This window comes from Pelagibius marinus, assembly GCF_014925385.1.
Taxonomy (GTDB): domain Bacteria; phylum Pseudomonadota; class Alphaproteobacteria; order Kiloniellales; family Kiloniellaceae; genus Pelagibius; species Pelagibius marinus.
Map to the genome: position 1 here is coordinate 248,816 of NZ_JACSDK010000014.1, position 18,499 is coordinate 267,314.

19 protein-coding genes are annotated in these 18,499 nt (G+C 68.7%); 5 read left to right on the forward strand and 14 right to left on the reverse strand.

Annotated elements, in window-relative coordinates; genetic code table 11:
* Positions 1-168: 168 nt before the first annotated feature.
* Genes H7X47_RS17175 through cysG form a run of 5 tightly spaced genes read right to left on the reverse strand, consistent with a single transcriptional unit; the run spans position 169 to position 4,931 of the window.
* Positions 169-981, reverse strand: coding sequence for a phosphoadenylyl-sulfate reductase (locus H7X47_RS17175; protein WP_193369941.1), 813 nt, complete (start codon positions 979-981; stop codon positions 169-171).
* A 26-nt stretch (positions 982-1,007) separates the two neighbouring features.
* On the reverse strand, positions 1,008-1,502 hold the full coding sequence (locus tag H7X47_RS17180) for a DUF934 domain-containing protein (RefSeq protein WP_193369942.1): 495 nt from the start codon (positions 1,500-1,502) through the stop codon (positions 1,008-1,010).
* Complete coding sequence (locus H7X47_RS17185) at positions 1,489-3,144, reverse strand: nitrite/sulfite reductase (RefSeq protein ID WP_193369943.1); 1,656 nt, start codon at positions 3,142-3,144, stop codon at positions 1,489-1,491. Before H7X47_RS17185 ends, H7X47_RS17180 begins: the two co-directional genes overlap by 14 nt.
* A gap of 15 nt (positions 3,145-3,159) precedes the next feature.
* Positions 3,160-3,486 carry a DUF2849 domain-containing protein gene (locus H7X47_RS17190; RefSeq protein ID WP_193369944.1) on the reverse strand — a complete coding sequence of 109 codons (327 nt, stop codon included), beginning with the start codon at positions 3,484-3,486 and terminating at the stop codon, positions 3,160-3,162.
* Between the two features lie 17 nt (positions 3,487-3,503).
* Complete coding sequence (gene cysG, locus H7X47_RS17195; protein WP_193369945.1) at positions 3,504-4,931, reverse strand: siroheme synthase CysG; 1,428 nt, start codon at positions 4,929-4,931, stop codon at positions 3,504-3,506.
* Between the two features lie 278 nt (positions 4,932-5,209).
* On the opposite strand from cysG, the gene H7X47_RS17200 reads away from it, so the two are divergent.
* Positions 5,210-5,581, forward strand: a complete 372-nt coding sequence (locus H7X47_RS17200; RefSeq protein ID WP_193369946.1) for a hypothetical protein — start codon at positions 5,210-5,212, stop codon at positions 5,579-5,581.
* Here the strand turns inward: H7X47_RS17200 and H7X47_RS17205 are convergent.
* The 7 genes from H7X47_RS17205 to H7X47_RS17235 form a co-directional block, all read right to left on the reverse strand.
* Positions 5,578-5,733, reverse strand: a complete 156-nt coding sequence (locus H7X47_RS17205) for a P-loop NTPase family protein (RefSeq protein WP_193369947.1) — start codon at positions 5,731-5,733, stop codon at positions 5,578-5,580. The genes H7X47_RS17200 and H7X47_RS17205 overlap by 4 nt on opposite strands.
* Positions 5,734-5,860: 127 nt before the next feature.
* On the reverse strand, positions 5,861-7,024 hold the full coding sequence (gene queG / locus H7X47_RS17210; RefSeq protein ID WP_193370067.1) for a tRNA epoxyqueuosine(34) reductase QueG: 1,164 nt from the start codon (positions 7,022-7,024) through the stop codon (positions 5,861-5,863).
* Positions 7,008-8,141: a tRNA guanosine(34) transglycosylase Tgt gene (gene tgt, locus H7X47_RS17215; RefSeq protein ID WP_193369948.1), complete on the reverse strand. Its 1,134-nt coding sequence runs from the start codon at positions 8,139-8,141 to the stop codon at positions 7,008-7,010. Before tgt ends, queG begins: the two co-directional genes overlap by 17 nt.
* Complete coding sequence (gene queA, locus H7X47_RS17220) at positions 8,138-9,202, reverse strand: tRNA preQ1(34) S-adenosylmethionine ribosyltransferase-isomerase QueA (protein WP_193369949.1); 1,065 nt, start codon at positions 9,200-9,202, stop codon at positions 8,138-8,140. Before queA ends, tgt begins: the two co-directional genes overlap by 4 nt.
* 43 nt (positions 9,203-9,245) lie before the next feature.
* Positions 9,246-9,830 (reverse strand): hypothetical protein, encoded by a 585-nt coding sequence (locus tag H7X47_RS17225; protein WP_193369950.1) that lies wholly within the window; start codon positions 9,828-9,830, stop codon positions 9,246-9,248.
* A gap of 150 nt (positions 9,831-9,980) precedes the next feature.
* On the reverse strand, positions 9,981-10,436 hold the full coding sequence (locus H7X47_RS17230; protein ID WP_319633627.1) for a helix-turn-helix domain-containing protein: 456 nt from the start codon (positions 10,434-10,436) through the stop codon (positions 9,981-9,983).
* 230 nt (positions 10,437-10,666) lie between these two features.
* On the reverse strand, positions 10,667-11,059 hold the full coding sequence (locus tag H7X47_RS17235; protein ID WP_193369951.1) for an ArsR/SmtB family transcription factor: 393 nt from the start codon (positions 11,057-11,059) through the stop codon (positions 10,667-10,669).
* Positions 11,060-11,169: 110 nt separating this feature from the next.
* Between H7X47_RS17235 and H7X47_RS17240 the strand changes: the two genes are divergently transcribed.
* Positions 11,170-11,397, forward strand: a complete 228-nt coding sequence (locus H7X47_RS17240) for a sulfurtransferase TusA family protein (RefSeq protein ID WP_193369952.1) — start codon at positions 11,170-11,172, stop codon at positions 11,395-11,397.
* Positions 11,398-11,406: 9 nt separating this feature from the next.
* On the opposite strand, the gene H7X47_RS25865 is transcribed toward H7X47_RS17240, so the two are convergent.
* Both H7X47_RS25865 and H7X47_RS17250 read right to left on the reverse strand, forming a co-directional pair.
* A complete protein-coding gene (locus H7X47_RS25865) occupies positions 11,407-14,742 on the reverse strand; it encodes an efflux RND transporter permease subunit (protein ID WP_227010559.1) in 3,336 nt (1,111 codons plus the stop codon).
* Positions 14,742-15,905 carry an efflux RND transporter periplasmic adaptor subunit gene (locus H7X47_RS17250; protein WP_193369953.1) on the reverse strand — a complete coding sequence of 388 codons (1,164 nt, stop codon included), beginning with the start codon at positions 15,903-15,905 and terminating at the stop codon, positions 14,742-14,744. The genes H7X47_RS25865 and H7X47_RS17250 overlap by 1 nt, the downstream gene beginning before the upstream one ends.
* A gap of 288 nt (positions 15,906-16,193) precedes the next feature.
* On the opposite strand from H7X47_RS17250, the gene H7X47_RS17255 reads away from it, so the two are divergent.
* The 3 genes from H7X47_RS17255 to H7X47_RS17265 all read left to right on the forward strand — a co-directional run bounded on the left by H7X47_RS17255 (position 16,194) and on the right by H7X47_RS17265 (position 18,497).
* Positions 16,194-17,129, forward strand: coding sequence for a histone deacetylase family protein (locus H7X47_RS17255; RefSeq protein ID WP_193369954.1), 936 nt, complete (start codon positions 16,194-16,196; stop codon positions 17,127-17,129).
* A gap of 191 nt (positions 17,130-17,320) precedes the next feature.
* On the forward strand, positions 17,321-17,572 hold the full coding sequence (locus tag H7X47_RS17260) for an exodeoxyribonuclease VII small subunit (protein ID WP_193369955.1): 252 nt from the start codon (positions 17,321-17,323) through the stop codon (positions 17,570-17,572).
* A complete protein-coding gene (locus H7X47_RS17265) occupies positions 17,562-18,497 on the forward strand; it encodes a polyprenyl synthetase family protein (RefSeq protein WP_227010560.1) in 936 nt (311 codons plus the stop codon). The genes H7X47_RS17260 and H7X47_RS17265 overlap by 11 nt, the downstream gene beginning before the upstream one ends.
* Positions 18,498-18,499 lie beyond the last annotated feature (2 nt).

Genomic DNA, 18,499 nt, shown 5'->3' on the forward strand with positions numbered 1-18,499 from the left:
AGGACAATTCTGTGATTTCCGCCCGGAGGCCTCTCCGAGTCGCTGGCAGCGACTCGGGATTATGGTTAACGGGCCGGTGGGGCGGGCCGGTGGGGCGGGCCGGTGGGGCGGGCCGGTGGGGAGGCTCCTGAGGAGGCTCCAGGGAGGGCCTGAGGCGGCGCCTGGGGCCTAGCGCAGCAGGCCCTTGGCGGGGGCCTGCGAAGCCCAGGGGGCCTTGTGGATGCCGCACTCGGTCTTGCCGCTGCCCGCCCAGCGCCCGGCGCGTGAGCCGTCCGCGGCGCCGTCTTCGTCGCCGGTGACCTTGGAGGTGCAGGGCGCGCAGCCGACCGAGGGGTAACCCTGAGCTCCCAGGGGGTGGCGCGGCAGGTCGCGCTCGACGAAGGCCCGGGCGAGATCCTTCGTGCCCCAGGTCACCAGGGGATTCACCTTGATCCGCGACCCCGCCGCCTCGAAGAGGCCGAGGCTCTGGCGCTGGCCGCCCTGGAAGCGCTTGCGCCCGTTGATCCAGGCGCTGAAGCCGGAGAGTGCGCGCTCCAGCGGCAGCACCTTGCGCAGCTGGCAGCAGAGGTCCGGGTTGCGCCGCCACAGGGTGCCATCCTGGTCGGCCCAGTTCAGGTCGTCGGCTGCCGGGCCGACGCTGCGCACGTCGGTCAGGCCCAGCTTGTCGATCAGGGTGTCGCGATAGGCCAGGGTCTCCGGGAAGTGCTTGCCGGTCTCCAGGAAGATGACCGGGGTGTGGCGGTTGACCTGGGCGACCAGGTCCAGCAGCACCGCCGACTCCGTGCCGAAGGAGGAGACCACGGCGATGCGCCCGGCGAAGATCTCGTTAATCGCCGTGTCCAGCAGCTGGATGCTGTTCAGTCCCTTGTAGCGTTGCTCCAGCAGACGGGCGCGTTCACTGAGGCGCAGGCCGTCGTCCTGGTTGGCCGGCGGGCGGACGACCAGGGGCGGGCGGGAAAGCGATTCGGCGGCTTGAGTCATAACGGTTCCAGGGCCCCGGGGGGCGGTCAGCGGTTGGCCGCGCCGCGGCGCAGGGCGAAGGCGGTCTGCCGGCCGTCACCGGTCGGCTGGTAAAGCACGGAAACTTCGCTCATGGCTTCCTGCCAGCCGGCGACGGCCTTGTCGTCGGCTACCTCGAAGCTGTCGAAGCCGCAGCGCACCATGAAGAACAGCTGGTCGCGCAGTACGTTGCCGACGGCGCGCAGCTCGCCGGTGAAGCCGTAGCGTTCGCGCAGCAGGCGCGCATAGGAATAGGCGCGGCCGTCGCCGAAACGCGGGAACTCCAGCGCGATGAGATCGAAGCGGCCGAGGTCGTCGGCCAGCTCGGCGGGCGACTGGTCGCTCTTCAAGCGCAGCCCCAGGCGGCCGTTGTGCGCGCGCAGCGTCTCGCGATCGGCCTGCCACTGTTCCAGGCTGACGATGACGTCGCCTTCGGGCGCCGCGTCCTCGGCCAGTGCCGTCCAGCTGTCGGCAATGACCTGCCCGTTCTTAAGCAGCGGCATAGAGCTTCTCCTTGAAAGGCGCTGCACCGACACGGGCATAGGTGTCGTTGAAGCGCTCACCGTCCCCGCGCAGCTCCAGGTAGGTGTCGACGATGCTCTCGATCGCATCGACCACGTCGTCATAGGAAAAGGCGGGGCCCAGGATCTTGCCGACGGCGGCGTTCTCGTCGGCGCTGCCGCCCAGGGTGATCTGGTAGAATTCCTCGCCTTTCTTGTCGACGCCCAGGATGCCGATGTGGCCGACGTGATGGTGGCCGCAGGCGTTGATGCAGCCGGAGATCTTGATCTTCAGATCGCCGATCTCGTGCTGCTTCTTCAGGTCGCTGAAGCGCTGCGAGATGCGCTGGGCCACCGGGATGGAGCGTGCGTTGGCCAGGTTGCAGTAGTCGAGGCCGGGGCAGGCGATCATGTCGGACACCAGCCCGACGTTCGGCGTGCCCAGACCGTTGGCGGCCAGCGTTTCCCAGACCTCGGCGAGGTCGGTGAGCTTTACGTGCGGCAGCACCAGGTTCTGCTCGTGGGTGACACGGATCTCGTCGCAGCTGAGGCGCTCGGCCAGGTCGGCGACCACCTCCATCTGCTCGGCGCTGGCGTCGCCCGGCGCCTCGCCTTCCGGCTTCAGCGAGATGGTGACGCAGGCATAGCCCGGCGCCTTGTGCGCCGTGACGTTGGAGCGCACCCAGCGGGCGAAGTCGCGGTCCTCGAAGCGGCGCGCCTCGAAGGCCGGCTGATTGGCCTCCAGCGTCTCGAAGGCCGGCGGCGCGAAGTAGGCCTCGATGCGCTCGATCTCCTCGGCCGGCAGGTCGAGGGCGCCGTCCTTGATCTGCTGCCACTCGTCCTCGACCAGGTCCTTGAAGGTCTCGGCGCCGGTCTGCTGCACCAGGATCTTGATGCGCGCCTTGTAGAGGTTGTCGCGGCGGCCGAGCTGGTTGTAGACGCGCAGGATGGCTTCCAGGTAGCTCAGCAGGTGCTGCTTGGGCAGGAACTTGCGGATCGTGGTGCCGATCACCGGGGTGCGGCCCAGGCCGCCGCCGACGATGACCTCGAAGCCGACTTCGCCGGCCTCGTTGCGGCGCACCTGCAGGCCGATGTCGTGGAAGCGCACGGCGGCGCGGTCGTTCGGCGCGCCGGTGATGGCGATCTTGAACTTGCGCGGCAGGAAGGAGAATTCCGGATGCAGGCTCGACCACTGGCGGATGATCTCCGCATAGATGCGCGGATCCTCGATCTCGTCGGCGGCTGCGCCGGCGAAGTGGTCCGCCGTCACGTTGCGGATGCAGTTGCCGCTGGTCTGGATGGCGTGCATCTCGACCTCGGCCAGCTCGTCGAGGATGTCCGGCACGTCCTGCAGCTGCGGCCAGTTGTACTGGATGTTCTGGCGCGTGGTGAAGTGGCCGTAGCCGCGGTCGTAGTCGCGCGCGATGCTCGCCAGCTTCAGCATCTGCCGCGACGACAGGGTGCCGTAAGGCACGGCAACGCGCAGCATGTAGGCATGGAGCTGCAGATAGAGGCCGTTCATCAGACGCAGCGGCTTGAACTCGTCTTCGCTGAGCTCACCGGCGAGGCGGCGTTCGACCTGACCGCGGAACTGCTTCACGCGCTGGCGTACGAAGGCCGCATCGAACTCGTCGTAGCGGTACATCTCTCAAAGATCCTTTCAGGCAGCGCGGCTGCGCTGGTTTTCATTTCCCCGGTAGTCGGCCCTCACGGTGGGGCCGGCGGCACGGATGATCTCGCGGGTCGAGAGCGGCTGCAGGATGCCGTCGACCTCGACCACCTCCATCTCGTAGGGGGCGACGATCTCACGCGCTGCGACGGCCTCGTCGGCCTCGGCCAGCATGGCCTCCAGCTCCTCCGCATCGCGGGTCGCGCGGCTCTGGTTCAGATGGCCCGACCAGGTGCCGGTGTCGGTGAGGTAGACGACGTCGCCCTCGCGCAGGCGGTTGGCGGTGACGATCTTCAGCTTGTCGTTCTTCTTGCTCATGGCGGCGGCTCTTTTCTCTAGACGGCGACGGCCTGCGGCAGGGCCGCTGCGGCGTCTTGCAGTTCGGTGGCGATGTCTGTCTCCAGCGCCCGGCGGGCAACCTCGCCGATGATGATCAGGGCCGGGCCGGTGACGCCGGCGGCCTCAAGGCGCTGCGGCAGCTCTTCCAGGCGGCCGGTCACGACTTTCTGTTCCGGGCGGGTGCCGTTCTCGATGACCGCTACAGGGGTCGCGGCGGCCAGGCCGTGCTCGATGAGGCGCCCGGCCACCGTGGCGGCGGTGGAGACGCCCATGTAGACGGCCAGGGTCTGCTTGCCCGAGGCGAGGCTCGCCCAGTCCAGGTCCGGCTCGCCGTTGCGGGCGTGGCCGGTCAGGAAGGTGACCGCCAAGGCGGTGCCGCGCAGGGTCAGCGGGATGCCCGCCGCCGCGGCGCAGCCTGCCGCCGCGGTGACCCCCGGCACGACCTCCACGGCGACGCCGCGGGCCTGCAGGTAGTCCATTTCCTCGCCGCCGCGCCCGAAGATGAAGGGGTCGCCCCCTTTCAGGCGCACCACCCGCTTGCCGGCCAGGGCGTGGTCGGCCATCAAGGCGTTGATCTCGTCCTGGGTCTTGGAGTGGTTGGCCTTGGCCTTGCCGACGTAGATGCGCTCGGCATCGCGGCGCGCGTAGTCGACGATCTCCGGGCCCACCAGCTTGTCGTAGAGCACGACGTCGGCTTCCTGCAGGCGGCGCAGGGCCTTGAAGGTCATAAGGTCCGGATCGCCCGGGCCGGCGCCGACGATGGCGACGGAACCGGCATCCTGGCGCTGGGTCTCCGGGCCGTTGATGAGGCCGAGCATGGCCTCGCGGGCGCCGGTCTCGTCGCCGGCCAGCACTTTGTCGGCCACCGGGCCGCTGAAGAAGCGCTCCCAGAAGCGCCGGCGTTGCAGGCCGTCGCCGATCTGGGCGGTGACGGCGCCGCGGAAGGCGCCGGCGAAGCGGGCGAGGCGGCCCAGGTTCGCCGGCAGCAGGGTTTCCAGGCGGGCGCGGATCTGGCGCGCCAGGATCGGCGCATCGCCGCCGCTGGAGATGCCGATGACCACGGGATCGCGGTCGATGATGGCCGGGGTAATGAAGCTGGAGAGGTCCGGGCGGTCGACCACGTTGACCGGAACGCCGCGGTTCTGGGCGGCCGCGGCGACGGCCTCGTCGACGGCCGGCCGGCCGCTGGCGCCGATCACCAGGCCGCAGCCGGCGATATCGTCCGGCTCGAAGGGCCGCGGGTGCCAGGTGATCTCGCCCCGGCGGGCCAGGGACGCGATCTCGGCATTGGCTTCGGGGGCCACCACGACGGGCCGGGCGCCCGCCTTCATCAGCAGGCGCAGCTTGCGGGCGGCCAGTTCGCCGCCGCCCACCACCAGGCTGGGGCGGGCGGTAAGGTCATGAAATGCCGGAAAATACCGCATGGCACGCTTTCCTGCTTCCTTGAACGCCCGCTTCCTTGGGGCTGCCTTTTTCGGGCCGGCGGACAGGGGGCCGTCCAGCCCGATCTTCACGAGACCTATTTTCACGATGAAGGTAGGGTGAAGTGTCTAATTTGTCCAGATCATACTGTAAAAAGATTTAAGATCACACAAAGAAACTGTGAAATAAGCGGGAAGCGGCCTTGGCGGGTGACAGGCAAGGCGCATCTGCCGTATCAAGGGGCACCGCTTCCTTTGGGGCCTTTTTCGGGGAGTCGCCCATGTCCTTTTGTCGGCCGTTCGGCCTTCTGCTGGTGATCTGCGCTTCGGTTTCTCTGGCCGGCTGTTCCATGACGCCTTTCCAGGTCCGGGGCTCCGACGCGGCGGTGGAGGCGGCCAAGGCCGAGGGCAGGGACATGCTGCCGCGCCTGCAGCCGCGCGCCCTGGGCATCTGCTACAGCCCGGCCTTCAACGAGCCCGCGGAGGTGGAGGCGGAAGCGATCTACCGCTGCGACGGCGGCCGCGTGGTGCAGAAGGACGAGGACACCTTCTGGAACGGCTGCTCGCTCAGCCAGCCGAACCGCATCAACTACGTCTGCTACCCCCCCGACATCACCAAGAAGCTGCGCGACGGCGAGGTGCCGTCGAACTAGGTCTTCCGCTTCGCCTTGTTTTCCAGCCCGTGCTGATGGATAGCGGCCCGGCAGGTGGCGACCTGCTGCCGCAGCGGGTCTTCGCCCTCCAGCCGCAACACCGGACAATGTAGCGACTTCAGGAATACCTCGTGGTTGGCGCGGCTGCGCATGCCCTGCCCGCCGCTGTCGTAGCTCGCTGCCCAGCCGAGAAATTTCTCGAAAGCCGAGTGGCGGTCGCCGCCGGGGCCTTGCCGAGCGACGTGGTGCCCGACCCGGCGGCCCCGGTAATGTGCAGTCTCATCCGGCGACCTCGCTTTCCGCTGCCGCGGCCCGCCATTCCGCGCGCACCGCGGCGTCGTCTTCCGCATCGGCATGGACCGCGCGCAGGACACCGAAGGCGCTTCCCGGCAGCAGGCGCGCCAGCGCCCAGACGGCCATGGCGCGCACCAGCGGCGAGGGGTCGTCGAGCAGCGCCTCGGCGCGCGGTGCCAATGCGGCCTCGCCGCTGTTGCCGGCGGCGATCAGCACGTTGCGCAGGAAGCGGTCGCGGCCGATGCGCTTGATGGGAGAGCCCGCGAAGACGCGGCGGAAGACAGCGTCGTCCAACTGCAGCAGGTCTGCCAGGCGTGGCGCCGACAGCTCGGCGCGCGGCAGGAAGGCCGGCTCGCTGCTGCGCTGCGCGAACTTGTTCCAGGGACAGACCGCCAGGCAGTCGTCGCAGCCGTAGATGCGGTTGCCCATCGCGCGGCGGAACTCTGCGGGGATATGCCCCTTGTGCTCGATGGTGAGGTAGGAGATGCAGCGCCGGGCGTCCAGCCGGTAGGGCCCGAGGAAGGCCTCGGTGGGGCAGACCTCGAGGCAGCGCCGGCAGGAGCCGCAGTGATCCTTCTCGGCGCTGTCCGGCGAAAGCTCGAGGTCGGTGAAGACCTCGCCCAGGAACAGCCAGGAGCCGAGCTCCAGGGAGACTAGGTTGCTGTGTTTGCCCTGCCAGCCCAGCCCGGCGGCCTGGGCCAGGTGCTTCTCCATCACCGGCGCGGTGTCGACGAAGACCTTCACCTCGGCCGCCAGTTCCTCGTGCATCCAGCGCGCCAGCGCCTTCAGGCGCTTCTTGATGAGGTCGTGGTAGTCGGCGTTGCGCGCGTAGACGGAGATCGAGGCGCGGTCCCGGCGCTCCAGCAGGTCCAAAGGATCGCTGCCGGGCCCGTAGTTCTGCCCCAGCACGATGACGCTGCGCGCCGCGGACCAGAGGGTCTGTGGGTCGGCGCGGCGCTCCGCGTTGCGCGCCAGCCAGTCCATGTCGCCGTGGCAGCCCTGGTCGAGGAAGGCGAGGAATTCTGCCTGCGCCGCCGGAGCGACCTGCGCCGGCGCGAAGCCGACCGCGTCGAAGCCCAGCGCCAGCGCTTTCGCGCGGATCCGGGCCTTCAGGTCGTCAGAAGCCCGATCCTCAGAGCGGAGGGATATCGCCTTCCGCGGTTTGTCGCTCGAAGTCGGCAACGAAGTCCTCCAGGCGGCCACCTTCGATGGCCTCGCGCAGACCGGCCATGATCTGCTGGTAGTAGTGCAGATTGTGACGGGTCAGCAGGATCGGTCCAAGCATCTCCTTGGCCTTGAAGAGGTGGTGCAGGTAGGCGCGGCTGTAGTCGGTGCAGGTCGGGCAGGGACAGTCCGGGTCCAGGGCACGCGCGTCGTCGCGGTGGCGGGCGTTGAAGATGTTCAGGGTCGCGCGGCGGGTGAAAGCCTGTCCGGTGCGCCCACTGCGCGTCGGCAGCACACAGTCGAACATGTCGATGCCGCGCCTCACCGCGCCGACGATGTCGGCGGGCTTGCCGACGCCCATGAGGTAGCGCGGCCGCTCGGCCGGCAGCTGCGGCAGCGTCGCCTCCAGCACCGCGAACATGGTTTCCTGGCCTTCGCCGACGGCCAGGCCGCCGACCGCATAGCCGTCGAAGCCGATCTCCAGCAGCGCTTCCGCCGAGCGCTGGCGCAGTTCCGGATAGACCCCGCCCTGGACGATCCCGAAGAGGCCGTATCCGGGGCGCCGCGTGAAGGCCGCCCGGCAGCGCGCCGCCCAGCGCATGGAACGCTCCATGGACTCCCGCGCCTCTTTCTCGGTCGCCGGGAAGGGCGTGCACTCGTCCAGCACCATGGTGATGTCGGCGTCGAGCAGCTCCTGGATCTCCATGGCGCGCTCGGGCGTCAGGCTGTGCGGCGTGCCGTCCAGGTGGGAGCGGAAGGTGACGCCCTCTTCGGTGATCTTGCGCAGCTCCTCCAGGGACATGACCTGGAAGCCGCCGGAGTCGGTCAGGATCGGCCCCGGCCAGTTCATGAACCTGTGCAGCCCGCCCAGCGCGGCGACGCGCTCGGCGCCGGGGCGCAGCATCAGGTGATAGGTGTTGCCGAGGATGATCTCGGCGCCGCTCGCCTTCACCTGGTCCGTCGTCAGGCCCTTCACCGTGCCGGCGGTGCCGACGGTCATGAAGGCGGGCGTGTTGACCACGCCGTGCGCGGTGGTCAGGCGGCCGCGCCGCGCGGCGCCGTCGGTCGCCGAAACCTCGTAGGCCAGGCCGAAGTCCTTCATGTTTCCTTCTCCGGCTCCAGCAGGCAGGCGTCGCCGTAGGAGTAGAAGCGGTAGCCCTCGGCGACGGCGTGGGCGTAGGCCGCCTCCATGCGCGCTTTGCCGGCGAAGGCGCAGACCAGCATGAAGAGAGTGGAGCGCGGCAGGTGGAAGTTGGTCATCAGCAGGTCGGCGGCCTTGAAGCGGTAGCCGGGCAGGATGAAGAGGTTGGTCTCTCCGGTAAAGGCGGAGAGACGGCCGTCGTCGGCGGCGACGCTCTCCAGCAGGCGCAGCGCCGTGGTGCCGACGGCGACGACGCGTCCGCCGGCGGCGCGCGCGGCGTTGATCGCCGCGGCGGCCTCCTCGGTGATCTCGCCCCACTCGCTGTGCATGACGTGGGCTTCGACCTCCTCGGTCTTCACCGGCAGGAAGGTGCCGGCGCCGACGTGCAGGGTGACGTTCACGCGGCCGATGCCGCGCGCCTCGATGCGTTGCAGCAGCGCCTCGGTGAAGTGCAGCCCGGCGGTGGGCGCGGCGACCGCGCCTTCGCGCTCGGCGAAGACGGTCTGGTAGTCGTGGCGGTCCCGCGGGTCGCCGGTCTTGTCGCGGGTGATGTAGGGCGGCAGCGGCATGACCCCGTGCTCTTCCAGCGCGGCCAGCAAGGCGCCGTCGCGGCGGTCGAAGTGCAGGGTGACCTCGCCGGCTTCACCCTTGTCGATCACCGCGGCGGCGAAGTCCCCCGAGGCGTCCGATCCGAAGTCGATGCGGTCGTTGACGCTCAGCTTGCGGGCCGGGCGCGCGAAGGCTTTCCAGGTACCGCCGTCCAGCGCCTGGTGCAGCGTGACCTCCACCCCGGCGGTGCCGCGCTTGCCGGTCAGGCGGGCGGGGATCACCTTGGTGTCGTTGGTGACCAGTAGGTCGCCGGGCTGCAGCAGGTCCGGCAGGTCGGCGATGCGGCGGTCCGCCAGGCCCCTTTGGCTTCCGCGGGCGCCCACGTGCAGCAAGCGCGCCTGGTCGCGCGGCTCCATGGGATGCTGGGCGATCAGTTCGCGGGGCAGGTCGAAATCGAAGTCGTCGGTTCGCATTGGGGGCAGGGACTACCACTGCCGGAGCGGCAGGCCAAGACGTCTAGTTCTCCAAGGCTGCCGGCTTGCGCGGCGGGACGAGTTGGATGGGTGCGCCGGGCCGCGACGGGGCGGCGGGGCCTGCGCCGGTGTCCAGGGGCGAGGCACCGTAGAGGCGGCTGGTGATGCTGGAGAGGTCGGCGGGCGGCGTGGCGGCAGCGGAGCCGGTGACGGCCGGGGGCACGGCCGCGCCTGCGAAGGCCCCGCGCCCGCGGGCATAGTCCTCGGCCCGGTAGCTCAGCAGGCGGCCGTCCTCGATGACATAGACGACGCTGCCATCCGGGCCGCTGTCGGCCGGGACGGCGGGCGTCGCGGGGAGGGGACGACCGGCGCCGGTGACCAGGGGCGCCGTTTCCGGCGGCGGCGCCGCCGCCCGAGACGCGGGGGGGGGCGGCCCCCCCGCACCGAAGGTGCGGGCGTAAACCGAACTGTAGGGCGATCCGTCGGAGGCGGCGTAGGTGGGGGAGAAATAGCTCGCGTCCTGCGCCGCCGCGGTTCCGGTGCCGCCCGCCGCCGTGACGAGCAGGACCAGGATCCAGGCGCGCCGCAGGCGGACCCGGCCAAATTCATGGCCGCTGATTGCCGGCATGAGACCCCCAATCTCCCCGGGGCGCGGCTTCCGCCGGCACCCCGGGTCCGTTTGTGGGCCCATTTAGCGGCTTGCGGGGCTCTGCGTCCAGGATTGAGTGGTCCAGGACCGAACGGTCTGGGTCAGAGTGGTCCCCGTGCCGCGGCGCGGTCAGGAGGCTATATCGGCGATCTGGTCCTGGTCGCCCACGGTCCTCACCAGGGCATAGATCTGTCGCCGTACGCCGGGATCCGAGATCCGGTTGTAGGCCTGGATCAGCTTCAGGGTATCGCTTTTGCCCAGCAGGGCCCCGACCTGGTCGTCAGAGCCTGCGCCGCGGTCGCGGTCGGCGGACTCCTGCGTCGGGGCCTCGCCCTCGGCCGGAATTTTCTCGAAAAAATAGCCGACCGGGACATGCAGCGTCCGGGCCAGATGGAACAGACGGCTGGCGAAGATACGGTTGGTCCCGCGCTCGTATTTTTGGATCTGCTGGAAGGTGATGCCCAGGGCGCGCGCCAGGGTCTCCTGGCTGAACCCCATCGCCAGGCGGCGCAGGCGCAGGCGTGAGCCGATGGCGATGTCGATGGGATCGGGGGTGGCGGAGGTAAGGCGTGGTTTTTCGGTCACTGTCTGGATCTCTTTTTGCAATTCGACCCAGCGGCGATGGGTGGGAAATGGGCTATTGACTGGTTTTCTGCGGTATCAGGCTTACCGCAAACCTTTTCCGGCGATCAAGCATGCGAATTGATCAGGTTGCGGCTCACCGGGGCGCTTAGGCGCCTCCTAACAATGGTACGGAAGATCGCCCCTTTCGGGGTGCAGAAGAGGGTGATTTTTTTTGGACTGCTTTTGGGGCGTTAGGTGCTGGATTTGCGCCAGACGGCGTGTTCGCCGGCGGTATCCGCGCCGCAGGGCCTGCTGGCGATGGCGGCCTCCGCTCGGGCTGTCGCGGTGGCGACCGAGGGAAAGACGTCGGAGAGGGCCTTTAGGATGGGCGCCACCTCGGGGCTGGAGACCGAATAGAACACGGTCTGGGCCGAGCGCCGCGTCTTGACCAGGTTGTCCCGGCGCAGCTTGGCGAGGTGCTGGGAAAGCGCCGACTGGCTCAGCCCGACCAGGCGGCAAAGCTCGGTGACCGAGTGTTCGCGCTCGCAGAGATGGCATAGGATGACCAGACGCCGCTCATTACCCATTGCTCGAAGCAAGCGGCTGGCGCGGCCCGACGTCAAGAGGAGGGATCCGAACGACATGTAGTTGATACTTGTTCGCCGGGGGTGATGGTCAAGGGCAGGGGTGTTTTTTTTCCCTCAACTATCTATCTGACGTATCTGACAAAATCGAGAGCCGAGACGAAAATATCGTGACTACCACTTTTTTGGACGCTACCGGCCTGCGCTGTCCCCTGCCGGTGCTGCGCGCCCGCAAGGCGATGAAGGGCGTCGCCGCCGGCGGCCTGCTTGAGGTCAAGGCCACCGATCCGGGTGCGGTGGCCGATTTTCAGTCGTTCTGCGAGACCACCGGCGACGAGCTGGTGGAGTGGCTGGAGGACGATGGCGTCTTCCTGTTCCGTATCCGCAAGGCTGGCTAGGGCCGCGCGCTATTCGCCGAGGGCCGGTTGGGTCCCGCGGCCGTCGGGGCGCGGCGCGCGGTCTTTGACCGGCTCACGGCCTTCCAGCAGGCCGACCAGCAGCGAGAGCATGGGCGGGATGATCAGCAGGGTCAGGGCCGCCGACATGGCCAGGCCGCCGATCACCACGGACCCGAGGCCGCGGTAGAGCTCAGAGCCCGCGCCCGGGAAGAACACCAGCGGCAGCATGCCGACGACCGAGGTGAGGGTCGACATGAAGATCGGCCGGATCCGGTTGCGCGTCGCCTCGACGATCGCCGGGCCCGCCGCCATCCCTTCTTCGCGCAGGTGATAGAGGGTCTGGTGGACCAGCAGGATGGCGTTGTTCACCACGATGCCGATCAGGATGACGAAGCCCAGCAGCGTCAGCATGTCCAGGGGCTGATAGGTATAGAGGTTCAGCACCGCCAGCCCGGCGACGCCGCCGGCGGTGGCCAGCGGTACCGACAGCAGGATGATCAGCGGGTAGAAGAAGCTCTCGAAGAGCACGGCCATGACCAGGTAGACGATGGCGATGGCCAGCGCCAGCTGGACCACCATGGCGTTCCAGGTCTGGGTCAGCTTGTCGGCGGTGCCGGAGATGGTGAACTCCACCCCCGGCGGCAGGCCGGCCTGTTCCATCGGCACCATGACCTGATCGCGCAGGATCTCCAGCGCCGCTTCCAGGGGGATGCCCGGCGCCGGCCGGATCTCCAGCGTGATGGTGCGGGCGCGCTCGTGGTGGCGCACCTCCGTCGGGCCCGAGGTCAGGACTATCTCCGCCAGGGAGGAGGCGGGCAGGATGTCGCCGCTGGAGGTCACCACCGGCAGGCTGGCAATGCCCTGGGTCTCGACGACGTTGGCCTCAGGTCCCTGCAGCATGAGGTCCAGGCGGTCATTGCCGACGGTCACCTCCAGCACGCGCAGGCCGTCGTTGAAGGTGTCGATGGCCTCGCCGAACTGGCGCGCGCTGATGCCGTTGTCGGCCAGACGCACGCGGTCGGGGAACAACCGCACCTCCGGCGCGCCCAGCTCCAGGCCGGGGTTGGGGCGCAGCTGGTTGCCCTTCTCGCGCGGCAGGATCTGCGCGATGCGCCCCACCGCCTGCTGCGCCACCTGCAGGATCGGCTCCAGCTGCTGGCCGGAGATGTTGAGGTCGATCTTGCGTCCCGAGCCGATGCCGCGCCCGAAGATGGAGGGCTGGCTGATGAAGCCGAAGGTGCCGGGCTCGCTGAACACTGGGCCTTCCAGCAGCGGGATGACCTCCGCCGCGCGCTGCGGCTCCGCCGAGGTGGCGCCGATGAAGGTGTTGGCGTTGAAGGCGACGAAGAAGAAGCGGTCCATCTTCGGCGGCGGCCGCTGCCCGGCCCCGGCGCCGAAGCCCGCCAGCAGGCTGCCGAAGCTTTCCTTCACATCCAGCAGCAGTTCGCCCGGCAGGGCGCTGATCCGTTCCTGCAGGGTTCTTTCATCCTCCGCCGGTTCCTCCAGTGAGGATTCCTGCTCCGTCCAGTGCGGCCGCGTGGCGGTCTCGACGCCCTCGGCAATGTTCACCATGGTGTCGAGGTTGTAGCCGGGCGGCGGAATGATGATTCCGAAGACCAGGTTGCGGTTGCCTTCGGGCAGGTATTCCAGCTTCGGCAGGTAGTGCCAGCTGCCGTAGAGCGCAACCGTGGTGACCGCCGCCACCGTTCCCAACGCGGCCAGACGGCTGCGCACCACCAGCCGGGCGAAGCCGACCACCGTGGCGACGAAGCCCTTGGCGAGCTGGTCGATCACCGGCAGATGCAGGCGCGTGACGCTGTGGTCGGAGTGCGACTTGCCGCCGTTGCCCAGCAGCCGGCTGGAGAGCGCCGGCAGCACCGTGATGGAGACCAAGAGGGACAGCATGACCGAGACGGAGATCGCCACCGCGATGTCGCGGAACAGCTGACCCACTTCCAGTTCCATGACCAGGATCGGGATGAAGACCATCACCGTGGTCAGGGCCGAGACCAGCACCGCGCCCCAGACCTGCTTGGCGCCCAGGTAGGCGGCCTCGCGCACCGGGCGGCCCTGTTCGCGCAGGCGGTAGATGTTCTCCAGCACGACGATGGCGGCGTCGACCACCATGCCGACGGCGAAGGCGATGCCGGCCAGCGAGATGACGTTGATCGAGCGCCCCAGCGCGGCCATGGCGACGAAGGCGCCGATCACCGAGACGGGGATGGCGATGGAGACCACCAGGGTCGCCCGGAAGGAGCGCAGGAAGAGCAGCAGAATGATGGCCGCCAGGGAGCCGCCGACCCAGATATTCTGCTGTACCAGGTTGATGGCGGAATCGATGTAGACCGTCTCGTCGTAGACCTGGCGCAGTTTCAGCCCGGCGGCGGGGATGGGCCCTTCGTTTAGTTCCCTGATTGCCGCGCGGATGCCCTTCATGGTCTCGATGACGTTGGCGCCGGTCTCGCGGATGGCGTTCATGGCCAGGGCGGCGTGGCCGCGCATGCGGATGGAGGCCCGCGCCTCCTTGTAGCCGAAACGCACGTCGGCGATGTCGCCGATGAGCACGCGGGCCACGCGGCCGCTGGCGGCGTTCTCGTCGCTGCGCACCACGACCGAGCGCACCGCCTCAATGGTGTTCAGCTCGCCCTCAGTGCGCACCACGTAGCGGCGCTTGCCCTCGTCGACGTCGCCGGCGCTGAAGGAGGCGTTGGCGCGGCGCAGGGCGTCGACCACCTCGCTGACCGTCAGGCGGTAGCGGGCCAGCACCTGCGGTTCGACGGTCACCTGGATTTCCCGTTCGGTGCCGCCGTAGACGTTGATGCGGCTGACCCCGGGGACGCGCTCCAGGCGTTCCTGGATGACGTTCTCGGCGAAGTCGCCGTATTCGCTCATCGGCCGCTCGTTGCCGGCTTCGCGGGTCAGGATGAACCAGGCGATGGCATTGTCTTCGGCGCCGGCGGTGTCGAGCGTCGGTTCGTCGGCTTCGTCGGGATAGCCGTTGACGCGGTCGAGCCGGTTGGAGACCAGCAGCAGCGCCCGGTCCATGTTGGTGCCGACGGCGAACTCCAGGGTGACGCGGCTGCGCCCGCGTTCGGACCGCGAGGTGATCTCCTCCAGCCCCTCGATGCCCTTCAGCTCTTCTTCCTGGCGGTTGGTGATCTCGCGTTCCACCTCGGCCGGCGCCGCGCCGGCCCATTCGGTGGTCACCGTGATGACCGGGCTGTTGGTGTCCGGGGCGAGCTGGATGGGAATGGTCTGCAGGGCCACCAGGCCGAACATCACGACCATCAGCACGGCGGCGACGACGGCGATGGGACGTTCAATGGCGGTCTTGATGAGGTTCATCAAGAAGCCTCTTCGATTTGCACCGGCGTCCCAGGTTGCAGTCGTTCGTTGCCGCGCACCACAACCAGATCACCCGCGGCGAGCCCGTCGAGCACCTCGTAGCGGCTGCCCACGGCCTCGCCCAGCACGATGCTGCGCGGCTGGGCCTTACCGTCGGTGACGACGAAGACGATGGTGTCGTTCGGCCGCTTTATGATGGCGTCCTTGTGCACCGAGACGATCTCGCGCGGCGCGCCGATCGGCACCTGCACGGTGACCGACTGCTCGTTGGCCAGGGGGGCGGTGGCGGCCTGATCCGGCGGCCCGAAATCCGGCACGAAGCGCACGGCACGGGTGCGCGTCAGCGGGTTCTCGTTGGGGATGATGGCGCGCACCGCCGCCTTGAACTTGGTTCCGTTGTCCAGGGTGACGTCGACGGTGGTGCCGGCCGAGAGGCCGAGCAGGCGGTTGGAAGGCACGTCGGCCTCCACCTCCAGGCTCTGGTCGGCGATCATGTTCACCAGTTCTTCGCCAGAGGAGGCATAGGAACCGGCCTCGCTGAGGCGCCGGGTGATGACGCCGTCGTAGGGCGCGGTTATCTGGGTGTATTCCAGGTTGATCTCGGCCAGGCGCAGCTGGGCGCGCGCCGAGGTCACCGAGGACTCGGCCTCGCTGGCTCCTGCCTGGGCGATGACGACCTCCTGCAGGGCGTCCTCGAAACGCGCCTGGCTGAAGGCGGCGGACTTCTTCAGCCCCTCCAGGCGCGCCAGTTCCTGTTGGGCCAGGGTGATCTGCGCCTGCTTGGTCTTGAGTTCGGCGCGGGCGACCGCCAGCCCGGCGGCGGCGAGGTCGCGCTCGGCCCGCATGATGGAGTCGTCTAGCACGGCGAGAACGTCGCCCGCGGCGACCCGGTCGCCCACTTCCACGCGAAATTCCAGGATCGGTCCGCCGATGCGTGCGGCGACGGAGCCGGCCTGGCGCGCCACCAGGCGGCCGATCACCGGCACGGTTTGTTTCAACGGTTCGCTGCGCACCGCGTTGACGCGCACGCGCGAGGGATCCTGCTGCGCGGCGGCGGGGCCGGGGTCAAGCGCGGCGGCGGTCAGGCCCAGTAGAATGGCCGCCAGCGGCACAAGGCCGGCGACGGCCGAGCGGCGCTTTGCCGTTCGTACGTATGCGATCAAGTTCGCTCTCCACGGGCCCTTGGGTCGCGGGGGGCTTTCTGCCGCCGTCCGCACCGGAAAAGTTCAGCTATTCTCAACAATTGGCGCGAGTTCAGGGGGGAGTCAATGCCACAGATGCAGGCGCGAAAGGACTCCTGACAGGCCCCTGAAGGCGCGGCAGAGCGCGCAATTCGGGTCTTCGCGGGGCTCCATTGCCGCGCGCCGGGCAAAATGCTCGGTTAAATTAACGGGCTCCAGGTTCTATGATCGGGGAGTCACGATGAACCGATTGCCCTATAGAGCCGCTTTATGACCACTCTTCTTTTCAGTCACAGCGCCTGCGAAGGCCACATCCCGGATATCGGACACCCGGAGGGCCCGGTGCGCCTGAAGGCGATTCGCGAGGCGCTTTCCGCCTCGGAGTTCGATGCCCTGGAGCGCCGTGAGGCGCCGCGGGCCGAGGAAAGCCAGATCGCCCTGGTCCATCCCGGCGACTACGTGCAGAACCTGCTGCGCGCGGTGCCCGGCGAAGGCGAGGGGGAGCGGGCGCTGGATGCCGACACCATTCTTTCGCCGGGCTCCGGAGAGGCGGCCCTGCGCGCGGCTGGCGCCGTGGTGGCCGCGGTTGATGCGGTGATGGCCGGCGAGGCCGACAATGCTTTCTGCGCCGTGCGCCCGCCGGGCCACCATGCCGAACCGGACCACGCGATGGGCTTCTGCGTCTTCAACAACGTCGCCGTCGGCGCCTTGCACGCGCGCGCGGCGCACGGTCTGCACCGCATCGCGGTGGTGGACTTCGATGTCCACCACGGCAACGGCACCCAGGCGGCGTTCTGGGGCGACCCCGACCTGTTCTACGCCTCGACCCACCAGATGCCGCTCTTTCCAGGCACCGGCTCGGCGCGCGAGCGCGGGGTGAACGCCAACATCGTGAACGTGCCTCTGCCGCCCGGTGGCGGGTCCGAGGAGTTCCGCCAGGGCATGCGCGACAACATCGTGCCGGCCCTGACCAGCTTCCAGCCGGAGTTCCTGTTCATCTCCGCCGGATTCGACGCTCATGCCGAGGACCCGCTGGCCGGGCTGAACTTCACCGAGGACGACTATGCCTGGGCGACACAGCAACTCATGGCCCTGGCGCGCAGTTCCTGCGGCGGCCGGCTGGTCTCGGTGCTGGAAGGCGGCTACAACCCGACTGCTCTCGGGCGCAGCGTCGCCGCCCACGTGCGTGTCCTGATGGAGGGCTGAAGGCCCGCGCGCCGCGCCTTGCGGGTGCAAAGAAGGGGCAAAAGGGCGCAAAAGGGCCTCCCATGGCCCTATAAGGGCTGTTTTCCCGGGCGCGCTTCCGGCATGGTCGGCGGGCGACCCGCCGCGAATCCGCCGCGGCGCAAGGAGTGAAAGGGGGGGGCGTGGGGCCCCCACGGAGTGAGACCAAGAGTATGGCAGACAACGACATTCCCGCCGATATCCGCAAAATGAGCTTCGAGGAAGCGCTGGACGAGCTGAAAGCGATCGTCGGCAAGCTGGAGCAGGGCCAGGGCACGCTGGACAGCGCCATCGGCGACTACGACCGCGGCGCTGCGCTGAAGCGGCATTGCGATGCCAAGCTGCGCGAGGCCCAGGCCAAGATCGAGAAGATCAGCCTCTCCGCCGACGGCAGCGTGAGCAGCGAGGCCCTCGATGTCGAGTAGCCGCGTTCAGATGCAAGGAGAGAGCCTGCCGTCCGGGGAGGGCGACCTGCAGGAAGCGCTGAAGGCCCGGGCGGCGGCCGTGACCGGCCTGCTGGATGAGCTGCTGCCGCCGGTCGAGGGCCCGCGCGGCGCTGTCATCGAGGCCATGCGCTATGCCGCGCTGGGCGGCGGCAAGCGGCTGAGGCCGTTTCTGGTCTGCGAAACAGCCCGCCTGTTCGACGTGCCGCAGGACCAGGCGCTGAGGGCCGGGGCGGCGCTGGAGATGGTGCACTGCTACAGCCTGATCCACGACGACCTGCCGGCCATGGACGACAGTGACCTGCGCCACGGCAAGCCGACGGCTCACCTGGCCTTCGACGAAGCGATCGCGATCCTGGCCGGCGACGGCCTATTGACCGAGGCCTTCACGGTGCTGTCCGACCCGCGCACCCATGCGAAGGCGGAAGTGCGCTGCGCGCTGGTCGCCCAGCTGGCCGCGGCCGCCGGAGCGGCGGGCATGGTCGGCGGGCAGATGATCGACATCTCGCCGGAGCGCAGCGGCCTGGACCTGGCCGGGATCTCGGAACTGCAGAGCCTCAAGACGGGGGCGCTGATCCGCTACGCCTGCGAGGCGGGGGCGATCCTGGGCGAGGCCGGCGCCGCCGAGCGGCAGGCCCTGGTCGCCTATGCCGAGGACCTGGGCCTGGCCTTCCAGATCGCCGACGACCTGCTGGACGAGGAGAGCACGCCCGAGGCGCTGGGCAAGCCCACCGGCCAGGATGCAAACCTTGGAAAAGCCACCTTCGTGGACCAGCTTGGCGTCGAGACAGCGCGCGAAAAGGCCCGGGAACTGGTCCATTCCGCTTGTGCACGGCTTGATCTTTTCGGTCAAAAGTCGGACCTTCTAAGGCAGACGGCGGCTTTTGTCGTCTCTCGCCGGTCTTGAGG